At 44.6% G+C, this 15,710-nt stretch carries 18 protein-coding genes; 17 read left to right on the top strand and 1 reads right to left on the bottom strand.

Annotation, left to right across the window (positions count from 1 at the left end; translation table 11 throughout):
- The first annotated feature begins 5 nt into the window (after positions 1-5).
- From B5F71_RS00350 to B5F71_RS00305, 13 genes are all read left to right on the top strand, one after another.
- Positions 6-1,772 carry a thiamine pyrophosphate-binding protein gene (locus B5F71_RS00350; RefSeq protein WP_087206932.1) on the top strand — a complete coding sequence of 589 codons (1,767 nt, stop codon included), beginning with the start codon at positions 6-8 and terminating at the stop codon, positions 1,770-1,772.
- 10 nt (positions 1,773-1,782) lie between these two features.
- Positions 1,783-2,946 (top strand): polysaccharide pyruvyl transferase family protein, encoded by a 1,164-nt coding sequence (locus B5F71_RS00345; protein ID WP_087206930.1) that lies wholly within the window; start codon positions 1,783-1,785, stop codon positions 2,944-2,946.
- 12 nt (positions 2,947-2,958) lie between these two features.
- A complete protein-coding gene (locus B5F71_RS00340; protein ID WP_087206928.1) occupies positions 2,959-4,233 on the top strand; it encodes a glycosyltransferase in 1,275 nt (424 codons plus the stop codon).
- Between the two features lie 5 nt (positions 4,234-4,238).
- Positions 4,239-4,928 carry an acyltransferase gene (locus B5F71_RS00335; RefSeq protein WP_087207143.1) on the top strand — a complete coding sequence of 230 codons (690 nt, stop codon included), beginning with the start codon at positions 4,239-4,241 and terminating at the stop codon, positions 4,926-4,928.
- Positions 4,929-4,933: 5 nt separating this feature from the next.
- The gene (locus B5F71_RS00330) at positions 4,934-5,662 is read left to right on the top strand and encodes a glycosyltransferase (protein ID WP_241148513.1); all 729 of its coding nucleotides are present in this window, start codon (positions 4,934-4,936) and stop codon (positions 5,660-5,662) included.
- Positions 5,634-6,029, top strand: a complete 396-nt coding sequence (locus B5F71_RS20900) for a glycosyltransferase family 4 protein (RefSeq protein ID WP_343285783.1) — start codon at positions 5,634-5,636, stop codon at positions 6,027-6,029. The genes B5F71_RS00330 and B5F71_RS20900 overlap by 29 nt, the downstream gene beginning before the upstream one ends.
- Positions 6,026-6,394, top strand: coding sequence for a glycosyltransferase family 4 protein (locus B5F71_RS00325; RefSeq protein WP_087206926.1), 369 nt, complete (start codon positions 6,026-6,028; stop codon positions 6,392-6,394). The genes B5F71_RS20900 and B5F71_RS00325 overlap by 4 nt, the downstream gene beginning before the upstream one ends.
- 80 nt (positions 6,395-6,474) lie before the next feature.
- Complete coding sequence (locus B5F71_RS00320; protein WP_087206924.1) at positions 6,475-7,542, top strand: DUF1972 domain-containing protein; 1,068 nt, start codon at positions 6,475-6,477, stop codon at positions 7,540-7,542.
- Positions 7,543-7,620: 78 nt separating this feature from the next.
- Positions 7,621-7,773, top strand: a complete 153-nt coding sequence (locus B5F71_RS19725) for a hypothetical protein (protein ID WP_162609928.1) — start codon at positions 7,621-7,623, stop codon at positions 7,771-7,773.
- 95 nt (positions 7,774-7,868) lie between these two features.
- Entirely contained in the window at positions 7,869-8,399 is a 531-nt protein-coding gene (locus B5F71_RS20895) for a sugar phosphate nucleotidyltransferase (protein WP_241148512.1), read from the top strand.
- Entirely contained in the window at positions 8,360-9,127 is a 768-nt protein-coding gene (locus tag B5F71_RS20890; RefSeq protein WP_241148511.1) for a cupin domain-containing protein, read from the top strand. Before B5F71_RS20895 ends, B5F71_RS20890 begins: the two co-directional genes overlap by 40 nt.
- A 245-nt stretch (positions 9,128-9,372) precedes the next feature.
- A complete protein-coding gene (locus tag B5F71_RS00310) occupies positions 9,373-9,708 on the top strand; it encodes a hypothetical protein (protein ID WP_087206922.1) in 336 nt (111 codons plus the stop codon).
- A 261-nt stretch (positions 9,709-9,969) separates the two neighbouring features.
- A complete protein-coding gene (locus B5F71_RS00305) occupies positions 9,970-10,353 on the top strand; it encodes a hypothetical protein (RefSeq protein WP_087206920.1) in 384 nt (127 codons plus the stop codon).
- A 2-nt stretch (positions 10,354-10,355) separates the two neighbouring features.
- Here the strand turns inward: B5F71_RS00305 and B5F71_RS00300 are convergent, their stop codons facing one another.
- Positions 10,356-11,015: a M23 family metallopeptidase gene (locus B5F71_RS00300; RefSeq protein WP_087206918.1), complete on the bottom strand. Its 660-nt coding sequence runs from the start codon at positions 11,013-11,015 to the stop codon at positions 10,356-10,358.
- Between the two features lie 274 nt (positions 11,016-11,289).
- Between B5F71_RS00300 and B5F71_RS00295 the strand changes: the two genes are divergently transcribed.
- The 4 genes from B5F71_RS00295 to B5F71_RS00280 all read left to right on the top strand — a co-directional run bounded on the left by B5F71_RS00295 (position 11,290) and on the right by B5F71_RS00280 (position 15,692).
- A complete protein-coding gene (locus B5F71_RS00295; RefSeq protein WP_087207141.1) occupies positions 11,290-12,837 on the top strand; it encodes an RNA-binding domain-containing protein in 1,548 nt (515 codons plus the stop codon).
- A 214-nt stretch (positions 12,838-13,051) separates the two neighbouring features.
- Positions 13,052-13,816 carry a DUF4099 domain-containing protein gene (locus B5F71_RS00290; protein ID WP_087206916.1) on the top strand — a complete coding sequence of 255 codons (765 nt, stop codon included), beginning with the start codon at positions 13,052-13,054 and terminating at the stop codon, positions 13,814-13,816.
- 6 nt (positions 13,817-13,822) lie between these two features.
- Positions 13,823-14,047, top strand: coding sequence for a hypothetical protein (locus tag B5F71_RS00285; protein WP_087206914.1), 225 nt, complete (start codon positions 13,823-13,825; stop codon positions 14,045-14,047).
- Between the two features lie 31 nt (positions 14,048-14,078).
- Positions 14,079-15,692 carry a hypothetical protein gene (locus tag B5F71_RS00280; RefSeq protein ID WP_087206913.1) on the top strand — a complete coding sequence of 538 codons (1,614 nt, stop codon included), beginning with the start codon at positions 14,079-14,081 and terminating at the stop codon, positions 15,690-15,692.
- Positions 15,693-15,710: the final 18 nt, after the last annotated feature.

Here is a 15,710-nt window from a genome sequence, read left to right as displayed (position 1 = left end):
ATAAGATGAACAAATTTTATTCAGACGAGAAGAACATTCAGATTTTAATTGCATTGTTAAAAGCTCATGCCATTAAATATGTGGTGGCTTCTCCTGGCAATACAAACCTTACTCTTGTCGCCAGCTTGCAGCAAGATCCATTTTTCACCATATATTCATCAGTAGATGAGCGTTCTGCTGCATATTTGGCATGTGGCATTTCGGAAGAAACAGGAGAGCCAGTCATGCTTAGTTGCACTGGTGCCACTGCTTCACGAAATTACATGCCGGGACTTACTGAGGCTTATTATCGCCATCTTCCGGTGCTTGCAGTTACTTCAAGTCGTATTTATGGGGAAATAGGGCAGCTTATACCGCAAGTTATAGATAGGAGAATATTGCCAAATGACATTGCAAAACTAAGTGTACAATTACCTGTTGTAAAAGATGAGCAGGATGCTTGGGAATGTAATTTAAAAGTTAATCAGGCTATTTTGGAATTAACAAGGCGCGAGTGCGGACCTGTGCACATAAACATACCGACAATTTATTGTTCAACATATAATACGAAGGAATTACCTAAACAAAGGGTGATAAATCGTATAGAGAAATGTGAGAACATGCCATCGCTTGACAAAAAGAAGGTTGTCATATTTGTTGGCTCGCATGGAACGTGGAGCAGGCAACTTATAGAAACTGTCGAATGCTTTTGTGAGCGTTATGATTCGATGCTTATTTGTGATCACACAAGTGCATATCATGGAAAATATCGCGTGCAGTATTCACTCATTGGTGGTCAGGAGCAATTGGTCAACAGTTTAAACCAGGTGGATGTATTAATCCATATAGGACAGACATCGGGTGATTATTTTTCATCCATAGGTAAGTTTAATATGTCGCAAGTGTGGCGTGTGTGTGCTGATGGAGAGATTCATGATACATTTCGAAAATTGCGGTATGTATTTGAAATGAATGAACTTGATTTTTTTAGTTATTATAATAATAAGAAGCCTGCAAATATCTGCAATGTAGAATATTATAAAAATTGTCATGAAATATATGCTCATTTAAGGAAATGTCTTGATATTAATATAGATAAAGTGCCATTTTCCAACATATGGATTGCAAGTCAGACTGCAGATCTTATCCCGAAAAATTCTGAGATTCATTTTTCAATATTGAGTAGCCTGAGGTCATGGAACTTCTTCGAGTTGCCCCAAAGTGTGGACTCTTTTTGTAATGTGGGAGGATTTGGCATTGACGGCTGTGTTTCATCGCTAATTGGAGCTTCGTTGATTAATCAAGATAAAATTTATTTTGGAATAATTGGAGATTTGGCCTACTTTTATGATTTAAATTCTTTAGGAAATCGCCACATTAATAAGAATGTGCGTATAATATTGGTAAACAATGGTATTGGGGCCGAATTTAAATTGTCTTGTTATCCGGGAGCGAAATTGGGAGACGATTCTAATGCTTATATTGCAGCTGAAGGTCATTTTGCCAAGAAATCACATGAGCTGGTCAAGCATTTTATGCAAGATTTGGGCTTTGAGTATCTATCAGCATCCAGCAAGGAGGAATATTTGAAATATCGTGATTATTTCTTGGATCCTAAGCCCAAAGAAAAGTCGATATTGTTGGAAGTGTTCACCTCATATCAAGATGAAAGCGATGCATTGGAAGTTATAAGGAATCTTGATAACAATATGCTTGGATCTGTTAAGAAATCTTTGTCATCGGTATTAGGAGAAAATACTAAGCAAGCATTGAGAAAAATCGTAAAACGATGAACCGTTGGATATGAAAAAAATTGCCATTCTTACACGACGTGCTGGATATAACATGGGAACATCATTGCAAGCTGTGGCAATGTCTGTTTTCATAGATAAGGCTGGGTTCCCTAATAGGATTATCAATTATGACGAGTATTCGGGACATCTTCTTTGGCAAATAAAACCGAGAGTAAATAAGATTATTTATTTTGCAATGAATCTTTGTCCTTGGTTTAGCAAATTGGTTTTAGGAAAGAAATTTTTAATGTTGCAGAGAGCGCAAGAACAAATGAATCGTTTTCATGAATTCGAACAAATGTTCATGCCTTTGACCGATAAGAAATACACGTCTTATAGGGCTTTAGAACGGGATTTTAATAATTATGATGCATGTATATGTGGAAGCGATCAAATTTGGAGTCCTTATTTTTATGACAGTGCTTTTTTATTGTCTTTTATAAATAAAGGAAGCAAGTGTCGAAAAATTGCATATGCTCCCAGCATGGGAATAACAGATGCATCGATGCTACCGCCCGAGCAAATAGACTTGATGAAGCAATTTGACAGTATTTCATGTCGAGAATACGAAGCTTCGGCAATAGTAGAAAAAGTAACTGGAAAAAATGTCCCTACTGTTTTGGATCCTACATTGATGGTAGAACCAAAAGTTTGGAATCAAATGGCAGATAAAGCAAAATTAGACATTAGTAAACAAAAATACATACTGACTTATTTCCTTCATACAGACTATTATAAGGATGTCATTCCAAATGATTTTATTAAAAAGTTAAAGGCAATTACAAAATTGCCTGTTTATAATATCTCTCTGTTCAATTTAGAAAATAGAGTCAATGCAGATAGGGATTTTAATACGGTTGGTCCGTTGGAATTTTTGGCTTTGGTAAGAGACGCAGAATGGATATGTACTAATTCGTTTCACTGCTGTATATTTTCTTATATATTCAAGCGTCGTTTTTTTGTATTTGAACGGTATATGAAAGATGGAAATGTTGGTGGTAATCAAAATTCGCGAGTACATAATTTGTTAAAATTATTCGACCTCGAACAATGTTTAACACAACCTAAGGACGAGCCGAATGTGTTGCAGAAATTTGATTTTAATTCGAGAAAAGCATTAGTTGATGAGTATCAAGCTAAATCCTTAGATTTTTTAAAAGTATCATTGTCTTAAAAGTAAGAGAGTATGAATATTCTTGTTATGGCTTATGCCATATCACCTTACCGAGGGTCGGAATATGCCGTGGCATGGAATTATGTCACGCACATGTCAAAGGAAAATAATTTGACTGTTTTATTCGGAACATCGGATAATCATATTGGCGAGACTGACACTATGAATAAGTATCTGGAGGAACATCCTGTTGAAAATGTGAGATTTATTGCAGTAAAGCCAAATGGGTTAACAAATATATTGAATTGGCCTAATCGACATAACCTGTTTGTATATACATTTTATTATGCTTTTGCGGTGTGGCAACGTACTGCTTACAATGTCGCTAAAGAAATTATAAAAACTGAACATTTTGATCTTGTTCATAATGTAGGCCCAATCGGTTATCGAGAGCCGGGATATTTGTGGAAATTAAGCTTACCATATATTTGGGGGCCTGTTGGCGGAGCTAATAATGCGCCATTGCAATTGATGAAGCATATGCCATTGATTGGACGAATGAAACAGACTTTCCGTAACGTGGCCAATACAATGCAATTTCACACAAAACTTCGTTTAAAACGAGCTTTGAGAGCTACAGATGTGTTGCTGACGGCGACATCGGAAAACCAACGTAAATTCAAAGAGGTACATCATAAAGACAGCATCTGTATCCCCGAGAATTGCATAACGGGGAAAATAGCTCTTGATGAAAGCAAGTTTGACAATCCGAGCAAATATAACATCATTGTGATAGGGACATTGGATGCAAGAAAATCGGTAGGTATATTTCTCGAAGCGTTGGAGCAAGTGAGAAATCGCAATATGTTACATGTTGACATTGTGGGCGACGGGCCATTGCGAACTAACTTACAGGAATACGCTAAAAAGCATGGCTTGGACAGATTGATTGCATGGCATGGACATTTACCACGTGCTAAAGCTGTGAAGATTTTTAATTCAGCTCATTTGCATGTGATTACAAGTGTCAGTGAGGGTAACCCAACGACAATATGGGAAGCAATGTCTTATGGCGTACCAACAATGAGCTTCGATCACTGCGGCATGCACGATACCATTTGTGGCCGTTGCGGAATCAGAGTGCCAATTGCTAAGCGATATGAGGATTGTGTTGCCGGCATTGCCCGAAACATAAATGAATTGTTGGAGCATCCTGAACATTTTTATCAACTTGCTCACGGTGTTTTGGAATGTGCGAAGCGTTATACATGGAATGAACGGGAGAAGTTATTAAATGAAGAGATATATGTTATGGCAATTGAAAATCATAAACATATAAATGATTGACTAATATGTTCTTGCATAAATTAACGAGTAAAGTCGTCAGTGTTCTTAAAAGAGAGCCGTTTGAACTTGATCCGAGGATTCCGATAACATACCTCGTATCTGTTATAATAAGTCGAATGGTAATGGCCGTGAATGGATTTTTTGTGTTTGGGAATATTAGACGACGAACCTATATTGCACCTTCGGCAAAAATAAAATGTACGCATAAAATTAAAACAGGATATAATCTGAGCGTAGGCAGGGGATGTTATTTAGATGCTCTGTCTACCGACGGGATATCTTTCGGGGATAATGTTTCCATTGGGAAATATACTTGTATAGAGTGTAGTGGAACATTGAAAGATTTAGGTAAAGGCTTGATTGTAGGGAATAATGTTGGTCTCGGGACTCATGGTTTTTTTGGTTGTGCCGGAGGAGTTTCGATAGGAGACAATACAATATTGGGGAATTATGTATCAATACATTCGGAAAATCATAATTTCAAAGACAGGAGTACGCCAATTAGATTGCAAGGAGTCAATAGAAAGGGAATAAAAATAGGTAGTGATTGCTGGATAGGCGCAAAAGCTACGATTCTTGACGGCGCAGATATTGGTAACGGTTGTATTGTCGCTGCCGGGGCTGTTGTGAGAGGAAAGATTCCACCTTATTCCATAATCGGTGGTGTTCCGGCTAAGGTTATAAAGGAAAGGTGAGAGAGATGAAGAGGGTTGTGTGTTTTCATTTGTTTAATGATTACAGCGGAAGTCCGAAGGTGCTGAAGATGGTGTTGAATGGACTTCTTGACCGAAGGGTAAAGGTGGACTTGGTGACATCGCGTGGCGGCGTGTTGGATGAGCTTGTCGGGAATCCTAATTTACAGTTTCACACTTACCGATATGTGTTCTCCAAGAATTCGTTGGTGACGATGATGCGGTATATGTTGGTACAGGTTTACACGTTTCTGCTTGCTTTCCGCTACCTGCCGTGTCGCAACTGTGTGTTCTACATAAACACGCTGCTGCCTGTGGGACCGGCTCTTGCCGGGTGGCTCATGGGAAAGAAGGTAGTATATCATTATCATGAGAATGCTTTTGCCAAGGGACGGTTCTATAAAATCTTGGCTTGGGTGATGCAGCGCGTAGCCAATCAAATAATCTGCGTGTCGGCCTATCAGGCTTCGTTCTTGAAGCGCAAACGTGGCGTGACGGTTGTTCCAAACGCCGTGCCGAGTGATTTCGTTGAAAAACTGCATCCCGACGCGGCGGCAGCCTTTGAGCGGAAAACGGTATTGATGCTTTCGTCATTGAAAGAGTACAAAGGAACTCGTGAATTTATTGAGCTTGCCGAACGGCTGCCTCAATATAAGTTTGTACTTGTGATAAACGACACACAAGAAAATATAGACAGGTATCTGAAAAATACCCTCCCCCCCCCAATCGTTAAATAATTTAACCATATATCCGCGTCAAGAGCGAGTTTCTCCGTTCTATAATGAATCTTCGATTGCCCTAAACCTTACTGACCCCCGAAAAGCCATTGAAACATTCGGCTTGACCGCCCTTGAGGCGATGTCGGCCGGGCTGCCGGTAATAGTGCCGACGGTGGGCGGCATTGCTGAGCTGGTGGAAGATAGTGTTAACGGTTATAAAATCGATGTGCGTGATCTTGACGTGATTGCCGACAGGATTAATTCCATGCTTGGCGACAAACCTTCGTATTTGCGCTTGTCGGCATCGGCATTGGCCGTTTCAAGACGGTACGATGTTGGTAACATGATTGATTCGATAGGCCAAATAATGGCTGTTGACTTATGAAAGAAGATTTAATTGTTTATCCGAGGCAGGCTGACGTAGCGGAGTTCTATAATGGAGCATCGCTCGTCTTGAACCTGTCGGACAAGGACCGCTTCATTGAAACATTCGGACTGACCGCCCTTGAGGCGATGTCGGCCGGACTGCCGGTAATAGTGCCGACGGTGGGCGGCATTGCCGAACTGGTGGAAGATAGCGTTAATGGTTATAAAATTGATGTGCGTGATATTGACCGCATTGCTGAAAGGATAGGTAACATATTTACTGACAAATTATTATACTTGAGATTGTCGGAAAATGCATTGTCTGCATCGAAAAAATATGATGAGACTAGCATGATTGACCATATATATGAAATCTTGCAATAAGGGAGGCAAGAAAGCAGTCTGATACCTGAAAGGTACGTTCCATTTGTGAATCTGCAATTAATTTTATTCCATATATTTTTATGAAAAAAATCGTTATTGTGGGCATACAGGGTGTGCCTGCAAAGTACGGTGGTTTTGAGTCGCTTGTGGAGAATCTCATAGGCGACAACTGCCCGTCTGACATCCATTATACCGTTTTTTGCAGCAGCAAGGATTATGCCGAACGGCTTACCGAGTATAAAGGTGCTACGTTGAAGTATATCCCGTTACATGCGAATGGGGTCCAAAGCATTCCATACGACATGTGGGGACTGGTACGGTCGATGCGCGGATATGATGCTGTCGTAGTGCTTGGAGTGTCGGGATGCCTGTTTCTGCCGATTTTCAGGCTGATGTACCGCAAGAAGCTCATAGTGAACATCGACGGCCTTGAACACCGTCGCGCAAAATGGGGCAAGATGGCAAGATGGGTGCTGCGCACGAGCGAAGCCATGGCGGTGCGTCTGGCCGACGTGGTGATTGCCGACAACAAAGGGATACAGGACTATGTGTGGGAAACTTATCGCCGCAGGGCAGAATTGATAGCCTATGGTGGAGACAATGTGTTGCGTGATGTCCCAATGGAAAATCAGTTGAAGGTACTTGAACGCTATGAAGTGAAAAATAATGATTATGCAATAACTGTATGCCGCATCGAGCCTGAAAATAACAGCCGCATGATTCTTGAGGCTTTTGCCCGTAGTAGCAGGTGTCTGGTATTCATTGGGAATTGGGGTCACAGTGATTATGGTAGCTCGTTGAAAAAAGAGTTTGGGAATAAGCCCAATATTCATTGTATCGATGCTATATATGACCTTGATACGCTTTTTGTTCTACGTGCTAATGCTGCATATTATATTCATGGACACAGTGCCGGAGGGACAAATCCATCCTTAGTAGAAGCAATGTTTTTTGGTAAGCCAATATTGGCATTTAATGTTGTATATAATCGGGAAACGACCAATAATCAAGCCTACTATTTCTCTACAAGCACAGAACTTCAACAGTTGCTTGAACGCACTAACCTTGATGGTAGTTTGATGAAAACATACGCTATGCAACATTACACGTGGCGACATATAGCTAAGCAATATGAAGATTTGTACTAAGTAGATGTTGAAAATTAATTTATATGATGTGTGCCTGTCATGTTGAGTGCCTATTTCCTGCGGAAAATCCATTCGATTATGACAAATTGTAAATTCGTCATTGGTAGCGGAGCGAAGCGAAGTCGAAACATCTCCAGAAAGACACGATTCCCTTGGGCAGTGCATGTAGTGAGATTCTTCGACTACGCCCTACGGGCTTCGCTCAGAATGACAGATACGTCGATAGTATAAACTAAATAGGAATGATTACTTATACTAGTATCTAGCGGCCAGGAAAACGTCTATGGCCGCTGTCCAACGATGCCTATTCCAAACAGTTTTTACGTTTGCTGCCTACTCCTAATGGAAACCGAGAGTCGATGGTCCAGCGTGTAGTACGCCAAATTCAAGATTCTCAACTTGATGCAGAGATAACTATCGCCATAGGCGAAGGACAACGGGATGCGATAAGCTGTCAGCTTGGTAATACGGTAGGTCTCGTGACCGAACCTGAACGACGTGACACTTTCCCTGCTATTGCCTTGGCTTGCTTGTATCTTGAAAAGGGAAAAAGATGCGCACTTGACGAAACCGTTGTGGTCATGCCGAGCGACCCCTATACGGATGAAAATTATTTCCGTGTCATCGGACAGATGGCAGATGCCGTGGAACACAGCGTTGCCGACCTCGTATTGATGGGGATTGAACCGACATACGCATCTACCAAATACGGTTACATTGTCCCGCAAAGTTCCAATGGTATTATCCGTAAAGTTGAATGCTTTACAGAAAAAACCTATGAAGAAAGAGCCAAAGAACTGATTGACAGCGGAGCTTTGTGGAATGGGGCGTATTCGCTTTCCAATTGGGATATTTAACGGACATCGTAAAACGGCATCTGCAAGCCGACACATTTCAAGAAGTCCGTAACCATTACGGAGAACTGCCCAAAATCAGCTTTGACTATGAAGTGGCCGAGAAAGTCCAATCTGTGGCTGTTATTCCTTTTAATGGAGTATGGAAAGACTTAGGCACTTGGGATGCATTGACTGAAGTGCTTGGAAACGAAACCATTGGCCATGTATTGTTAGATGAAAGTTGTCATGATACGAATGTGATTAATGACCTTGACATTCCATGTGTCTGCGTAGGAACGGATAATCTTGTCATTGCGGCAAGCCCAGATGGTATTTTGATTGCAGATAAAGATGGTTGTGAGCGCATCAAACCCTTAGTTAGCCGGATAACCGACCGTCCCATGTACGAAGAACGCCGGTGGGGAACATACAAGGTAATAGACCGACATGAAACGGCAGACCAACAAGTCCGGTCATTGACGAAACATCTCTGCGTCAAGGCTGGAAAAAGCATCAGTTACCAACGTCATTTTCATCGGGATGAAGTCTGGACTTTTGTGGAAGGAACAGGTATCTTGGTGATAGACGGTAAAATGAAAGAAGTTCAACAAGGCGATGTCGTATATATCCGCAAAGGGCAGAAACATGCAGTCAAGGCACTTACTGATTTACATTTCGTAGAAGTGCAGATGGGCGACAGGCTTGTTGAGGAGGATATAGAACTGTTTGAATGGAATTGGCAGGGATGAATCTTTTCCAATAAATGAATGGATAAACATGGGTAAAGAAAAAAATTGACAACATGGATTGAAAGAATCTCAGCACGGGCATTGTCTGCCCTGAAATTGAAGAATACAGTCAAGGTCTGTTTAGAACCTGTGGGCACTAATTCGCCACATTGGACAATGCTTGTGAAATAACGGATGACAACATATATGTCAATTCCGATTGGCTGCTACAACAAAGTAACAATCCAGATGAAACAGAAGTCAGGATGCTTATCTATCATGAGATAAGGAATCTTTACCAAAGAATAGGAGTGAAGAACTTCTGTGAAAGGAAATCCACGAAAGAACCTTTACCAGTCCTGCAGAAATGGCAATATGAATTCGAGCATTACCAACGAAATGAAGGTGGGCCTACTACACTCCGCTATTATTCACAGTCCATAGAGATAGACGCATACGCTTTTGCTGTTTATCTTCTTAATATGGATTTGGAAAGAGGCGAAAGATTATCTCTTGACACCCGTTCCATTCCGGATGAAATCGATTCTGCGGTAAGGCAAAGAGCCTATGAGATAGCGAGACAAATGAGCACGAACAAGTAATCAAGTTGAAATGTCCACCTAAAAACATTGCATACAAGTCATCGTATTGTACGTTCAAAGGAAAGACTTAATTAAAAATCCAATGGAGTACAATTGTAGATTCAATTCATCAAAAGCCTTTGCCTTCTTCTGTATAGAAGCAAAGGCTTTTGTTGTATCATAATGTTTGCAAAATCCAACGATGTTCATATAAAAACACGGCAATATATTTCCGAATATGAAAACAATTCCGTATATTAGTATTCTGAAATTCAATTTATTATGGAATATATTGTATTGATTGTATTGGGATATGTCCTGCTGAAATTCTGTGGGAAGATATTACGAAAGGTCTGTTCGGCAGAAGCCACCGCACTGTGGCTGGCCGTGCTGTTTTGCTGGCTCATATTGGATTGGTTTTGGGTGGGTGCCATTTTATTGGCTTGGCGATACATCTTGATACCGGTAGCCAAGTATCAAGAGCGACATCCGAAACAATACAAACGGAATGACTATGGGGGTACAAATTGGAGCAAGGTCATTCTATGGGCAATTCCCATCTTCTGGCCTATACTGATAGCAAGGATGTTCCTGTCGGGCAAGACCTACAAGCCGACGATGAACGAATATGACTACGAGCAGTTCCTGAAAGGGAAAGGGAAGTGAGCTTAGTCGTCTGCTACCAAATGCGCCAATGCTTCCGCACGTGTTTCACGGACGAATTGCAACAGGATGGCCGGGTCGATGTGCTTCTTGCCGTATTTGGCGGTAATGTGCAAGTGTGGTCCGGTACTACGTCCTGTGTTGCCACTGATGGCCACTACCTCGCCAGGCATGATTTGTGCGCCTTTCTTTACCAATGTTTTCGACAGATGGCAATAACTGACTGTGTAGTCACCGTGTCGGATGGTCACATAGTTGCCTGAACGCTTGTCGGATGACACCTTAACCACCTCGCCCGGCATCATGGCATAGACCTCCTCATTCCTTGCCTGCAAGTCCAAGCCGTTGTGGTTGCTCCGCTTGCCACTGAGAGGGTCTTTGCGCCGTCCGTAAGGTGAAGTAACTATGATTTTCTTCAAAGGATAAGAAACACTCATATAACAGCCAATCCATCGGCTGTGCATTTCGTCTAAATGTTTCCCTGCCATCGATGGTTGAGAAACAAGATTATCGGCCTCTCCGGCTTCTGGGAGGCTTTTTGTTTCCTTTGGCTCCGCAACTTCTTCCACGTTATACAGCTGTTTGTTGTAAGCGATGGTGTGGAACTGCGCTTGTACGGAGAGGAAACAAGAAGATAAGGTGAATAGTAGACATGACTTTTTCATGGCACAAAAGTAATATGTGGCTTGCGTAAAAGCGGAAAGACGATAGTGGGAATGGCTATATTATAAGATTTTATAGGGAATCAGACCTGTCAATCAGACTTCGCAACGATTATACAACGGATGCCTGAAAAAATGGAGAAATCTCTCTTAACTTGGAAGTTACACCGTAAAAAACATTATATTTGCAAACTGTAAGAAGCAACTGCATCACCAAAGTGAGGTCGTATCAATCAAGCAACCGATGACAATGCAGTTGCAACATAACAAGAATCGTATGACAGACATCAGAAGAGAATTATATGCTTTGGTACAAAAAGGTGAATCGGCCGAAGTCGAGTTCAAATCCGCCCGTGGTGGCTTTCCCGGTAGCTTTTGGGAAACCTATTCGGCATTTGCCAATACCAACGGGGGTACAATCATATTGGGCGTACAGGAAAAGGAAGGGAAATTCTTGTTCGATGGCCTTTCCGAAGAAACGGCACTCAAATACAAGAAGAATTTTTGGGACAACGCCCATAACCGTGGAAAGGTAAGTGTCTGTCTGCCCCATGAACAGGATGTGGAAGTCAAGGAAATAGATGGAGCGTATCTACTCGTTTGCCACATTCCCCGGGCTGAATACAATATGCGCCCTGTGTACCTCACGACCAACCCCATTGGCAATACCTATCGTCGGAACCATGAGGGCGATTACCTGTGTACGGATGCGGAAGTGAGGCGGATGTTTGCCGATGCGGAACATGAAAGCCATCCGCAAGATGCCATCATACGAAAAGGGTTCACCCTTGAAAATGCCATTGACCTGCCGTCACTGCACCAATACCGCCAGTTGTTTGCCAGCCTGCACCCCACCCATCCTTGGGCAAAGCTCACGGACGACCTGCAATTCATGGAGAAGATAGGTGCTTATTCCCACAACATAGCGACAGGCGAAAGCGGCATCACCCGTGCCGGTCTCTTGATGTTCGGCCAATCCGACATGATAACCAACCCTGCCGGAGAACCCTATTATTTCGTGGACTACCAAGAGCGGTTGTACACCGATGATGCCAAGGTGCGCTGGACCGATCGTATCTATCCTGATGGAACGTGGGAGGCAAACCTGTTCCAATTCTATATACGAGTGTACAACAAACTTATCCAAGCCCTACCCAAACCATTCAAATTGGTAGGCGATGAAAGGCAAGAGGAAACCGCCGCCCATGATGCCGTGCGCGAGGCATTGATTAACTGTATAGTCCATCAAGACCTGAATGCGACAGGAAACATTGTAGTACGCAGGACGGAAACGGAACTGACTTTTTCCAACCCCGGCATGATGTTAGTGTCGAAACAACAATACTTTAAGGGAGGAAGAAGCATCTGCCGCAACCCGACCTTGCAAAAGATGTTCATGTTGTTGGGCAAGGCAGAGAAAGCCGGAAGCGGCGTGGACAAGATATTGGCCGGATGGAAAGAATTAGGTTGGGATGAGCCTAAGTTGACCGAAGAAGTGCAGCCCGATTATGTGGTGTTGACATTGCCAATTGGGAAAACCCCACAAGAAAACCCCGTAAGAAAACCCCATAAGAAAACCCCACAAGAAAACCCTATAAGAAAGTCTGACAAGAAAGAACAGAGGCTGCAACAGATAATGGATTTTTGCTCTGAGCCAAGAACCTCTTCCGAGATATTAGCCATGCTTGGCTTGGCAGACAAGAAAAATCTGATGGAAGTATATATAACGCCTATGATAACTGAAGGCCTGCTGTCAATGACAGAACCCGACAACCCAACCAGCAGGAATCAAATGTATGTCGCGACCAAGGCTGATAAGCCCTAATTGCGCCTATAAACCTAACGACTTATACCCGAATGGGGCTTCCCGGCATGAACGTGCTTTGGGAAGCCCCATTCTTCGTTTGAAGTATGATTGACAGTATGATTTTCGGTTGCCAACATAATTAAGCCTAAATCCGGGCAGATTTCTTCTTGCACTTTCTTTTGCCGCTTGCAGCCGTCTTACATTTGTCCGAGAACAAATAAATTTCGGACGAATGAACAGATACAAATTCTCGGAAGAGGAAGTGCCCTACGGCATCCTCGAACAATTCGGACTGACAAGGGAGATGATAGGCGACCTGCCGGTGAATGTGCTGCAAGCCATCCATTCGGGCCGCCGTTCACCCATTTTGCCCATTCGTGTGGACGATTCGGAAGGCAACACCATCCATGCCCGGACACGCTTTTCATTGGTACGGCGTGAGGACGGCACCGCCGATGTGTTGTTTTATCCCGTGCTGGTGGAGAGCCGCTTGGAGCGGTTCAGCGAAGAGCAGAAACAACGTCTCTTGGAGGGAAAGCCCGTCATCGCACCGATGCTGGGAGACAGTGACAATCCCGTGCAGGCATTCCACCAGATCGATGCCGGCACGAAGCAAATCCTTTCCGTGCCCACCCCCGTCATCGGGCGCAACCTGCAAATCATAGCTGATGAATTCCATCTTTCTACAGCGGAAATCAACTGCCTGCAAGTGGGTGAACCGCTGACTGTGGCGGAAGGCGATGAACTGATGACCATCGGCATCGACCTGAACGAGCCTACGGGCCTGTTGGTGTGCGCGGGTGACAGTGTACAATGGAAGCAGGAAGCGAAACGCGAGTGGGACAAGTACAACTTCGGCTGTTTTGGCTGCTGGGTCGCAGACGGCGAGGGCGGTCTCGACTATGTGCACGAGGACGACTACACCGAGGAAATGTGGAACGAGTTGAAGCGGAGCAGCCAGCACAGGATGCAGAACGCCAACACTCCCAAACTATAAGGCATCATGTCAAAAGAAGAATACTACCCGGAAGAAACCCTTGTGGAAAAGGTGCAGAGCGGTGAATATGGCTGGAAAGACTATGTGCAGCACCATTCGAGGGAATGGAGGACGGAATACGAAAAGTACTGCCGCCTGCGCGACCTGCCAATGGACGACGACACCGCCTTGCGCTTCCTCGACATGAAGCAGGAGGAGATAGAAACTGCACTCGCCAACGGCGATGCCTGATTATCGTATAACAGCATGAGAACAACCAAAGATGAGCATACGAAAGAATACCACCCCCCGACCCTTGGAACTGCCGCCGGAGATGCGGGACATCCTGGCCCGCAACGGCATGAGGGGACACATAGCGGGAAGCAGCGAGGGATTTGTCCTGATTGTACAAGGGCATGACTCCCCGTTGCTTTCCTATCCCATCACCGAAAAACAGCTGCAAGCCCTGACCGAATGGGGTACGAACTACGCCAACCGAAGGTGCTACAACACCTTCGCAAGTATTGTAGCGGCGGATTTCGACTTGCCCAGAGATTTCGTACACGCACGGAACGCCAACGGACGAGTGGCCATGGGGCTACACGGCTACCGCATCGGTGCGGGCGAATACGGGCGGCTTGGACGCCCATTTCCTTTGCGCCACCCTTGGGGAGCCTGCTTCCTCGGCTGGACACCCCGCCAGCAGGACGGATTCCACCTGCGACGCATCGGCGGTGACCTTTACTATCCCGGCGCACCGATAGTGCCCAACCGGCCTGACGGACGCATGAAACCTGGAGAGTTGCAGAGTGGCGGTTATGGCTTCTACTACAAGGGGCATCCCACCGCTACGGTGGCCGGGCAGGATGTGTTGGAGGAACTGGAAACGGTCATCACACCCTTACAACCCAGGCCACGCCCCACCGAGCCTGCCAAACCCTATCACACCCTCATTACTTCTCCTGTCTATTTCACCCATGAGAAATGGCAGGAATGCCTGGCAAGCCACGGCATACTTATCGACCCCGAACGCAAGACGCTGACCATACAATCCGCCTCCATTCCCGCAGACCTGCAATATGACTTGAAAGAGGAGGAACTGGCTGCATTGACCCACAATTCCGCGCAGGAAATGCCGGTGGAAAAGCGGCTGGAAATCATCAACGGCATCATCAAAGAGGACTTTTCCGTTCCCATCACGATGGATATGCTGAACAGCGACAAGATGATTGCCATCGAACTGTATCCGACTGTCATGGAAGACCTGAACCGCCAGCTTGCCCAAGCGGAGCAACTGGAGCAAGGAATGCAGGGATTGCAAGGCGGGCAAGGACAATATGCCAATGAAGGGTTATCCGTAGTGCCCGAAGAAAGGGAACTGCCCAAAGGCACGGTGGTGATGGACGGTAACGACCTTGCCTATATCCATCCCGACAAAGGCTGGTACAGGGAAGGGAGGCACGGACGGGAGGTGACGGTGGACGAGATACGGGTAGAACCTACCGAGACCGAGGGCAAGTACCGTATGACCGCCGTCATTGACGGAGAGGCCGTGAGCCACGAAATCACCCAGAAGCAATATGACAAGTTCATGGCCATCGACGACTACCACCGCTTGAAACTGTTTTCCAAGATATTCGGGGAAGTGGACATGAAATCGAGGGACAACGTGCCGTTGGGAACGAAAATCGGGGCGGCTTTGTTGGCGGGCGTGGCCGTTATGGGCGAACTGGGCCGTGGCCCACGCCCCGACATCTACTTAGAAAGGCACGGCCCTCCACCCCCACGCTGCTATTTCAAGCCCGGTGTGGACACACCGATGGATGTGGCGGCACGCAACTACGAGGCGGCCGTGAACACGGAACGAATGCAGCATGAAATGAGGCATGGAATGTGATTCAACGAAGAATGAAGA

The organism is Bacteroides sp. An269, assembly GCF_002159755.1.
Taxonomy (GTDB): domain Bacteria; phylum Bacteroidota; class Bacteroidia; order Bacteroidales; family Bacteroidaceae; genus Phocaeicola; species Phocaeicola intestinalis.
Note: the sequence above shows the minus strand (reverse complement) of the source record. Positions and strands in the feature narration are given on the sequence as shown.

What these genes read in the sequence shown, in the direction of transcription:
- B5F71_RS00350 (WP_087206932.1), top strand. Translation starts at nt 6, where the DNA reads ATGAACAAATTTTATTCAGACGAGAAGAACATTCAGATTTTAATTGCA.
- B5F71_RS00345 (WP_087206930.1), top strand. Translation starts at nt 1,783, where the DNA reads ATGAAAAAAATTGCCATTCTTACACGACGTGCTGGATATAACATGGGA.
- B5F71_RS00340 (WP_087206928.1), top strand. Translation starts at nt 2,959, where the DNA reads ATGAATATTCTTGTTATGGCTTATGCCATATCACCTTACCGAGGGTCG.
- B5F71_RS00335 (WP_087207143.1), top strand. Translation starts at nt 4,239, where the DNA reads ATGTTCTTGCATAAATTAACGAGTAAAGTCGTCAGTGTTCTTAAAAGA.
- B5F71_RS00330 (WP_241148513.1), top strand. Translation starts at nt 4,934, where the DNA reads ATGAAGAGGGTTGTGTGTTTTCATTTGTTTAATGATTACAGCGGAAGT.
- B5F71_RS00325 (WP_087206926.1), top strand. Translation starts at nt 6,026, where the DNA reads ATGAAAGAAGATTTAATTGTTTATCCGAGGCAGGCTGACGTAGCGGAG.
- B5F71_RS00320 (WP_087206924.1), top strand. Translation starts at nt 6,475, where the DNA reads ATGAAAAAAATCGTTATTGTGGGCATACAGGGTGTGCCTGCAAAGTAC.
- B5F71_RS19725 (WP_162609928.1), top strand. Translation starts at nt 7,621, where the DNA reads ATGACAAATTGTAAATTCGTCATTGGTAGCGGAGCGAAGCGAAGTCGA.
- B5F71_RS00310 (WP_087206922.1), top strand. Translation starts at nt 9,373, where the DNA reads ATGCTTATCTATCATGAGATAAGGAATCTTTACCAAAGAATAGGAGTG.
- B5F71_RS00305 (WP_087206920.1), top strand. Translation starts at nt 9,970, where the DNA reads ATGGAATATATTGTATTGATTGTATTGGGATATGTCCTGCTGAAATTC.
- B5F71_RS00300 (WP_087206918.1), bottom strand. Translation starts at nt 11,015, where the DNA reads ATGAAAAAGTCATGTCTACTATTCACCTTATCTTCTTGTTTCCTCTCC.
- B5F71_RS00295 (WP_087207141.1), top strand. Translation starts at nt 11,290, where the DNA reads ATGACAGACATCAGAAGAGAATTATATGCTTTGGTACAAAAAGGTGAA.
- B5F71_RS00290 (WP_087206916.1), top strand. Translation starts at nt 13,052, where the DNA reads ATGAACAGATACAAATTCTCGGAAGAGGAAGTGCCCTACGGCATCCTC.
- B5F71_RS00285 (WP_087206914.1), top strand. Translation starts at nt 13,823, where the DNA reads ATGTCAAAAGAAGAATACTACCCGGAAGAAACCCTTGTGGAAAAGGTG.
- B5F71_RS00280 (WP_087206913.1), top strand. Translation starts at nt 14,079, where the DNA reads ATGAGCATACGAAAGAATACCACCCCCCGACCCTTGGAACTGCCGCCG.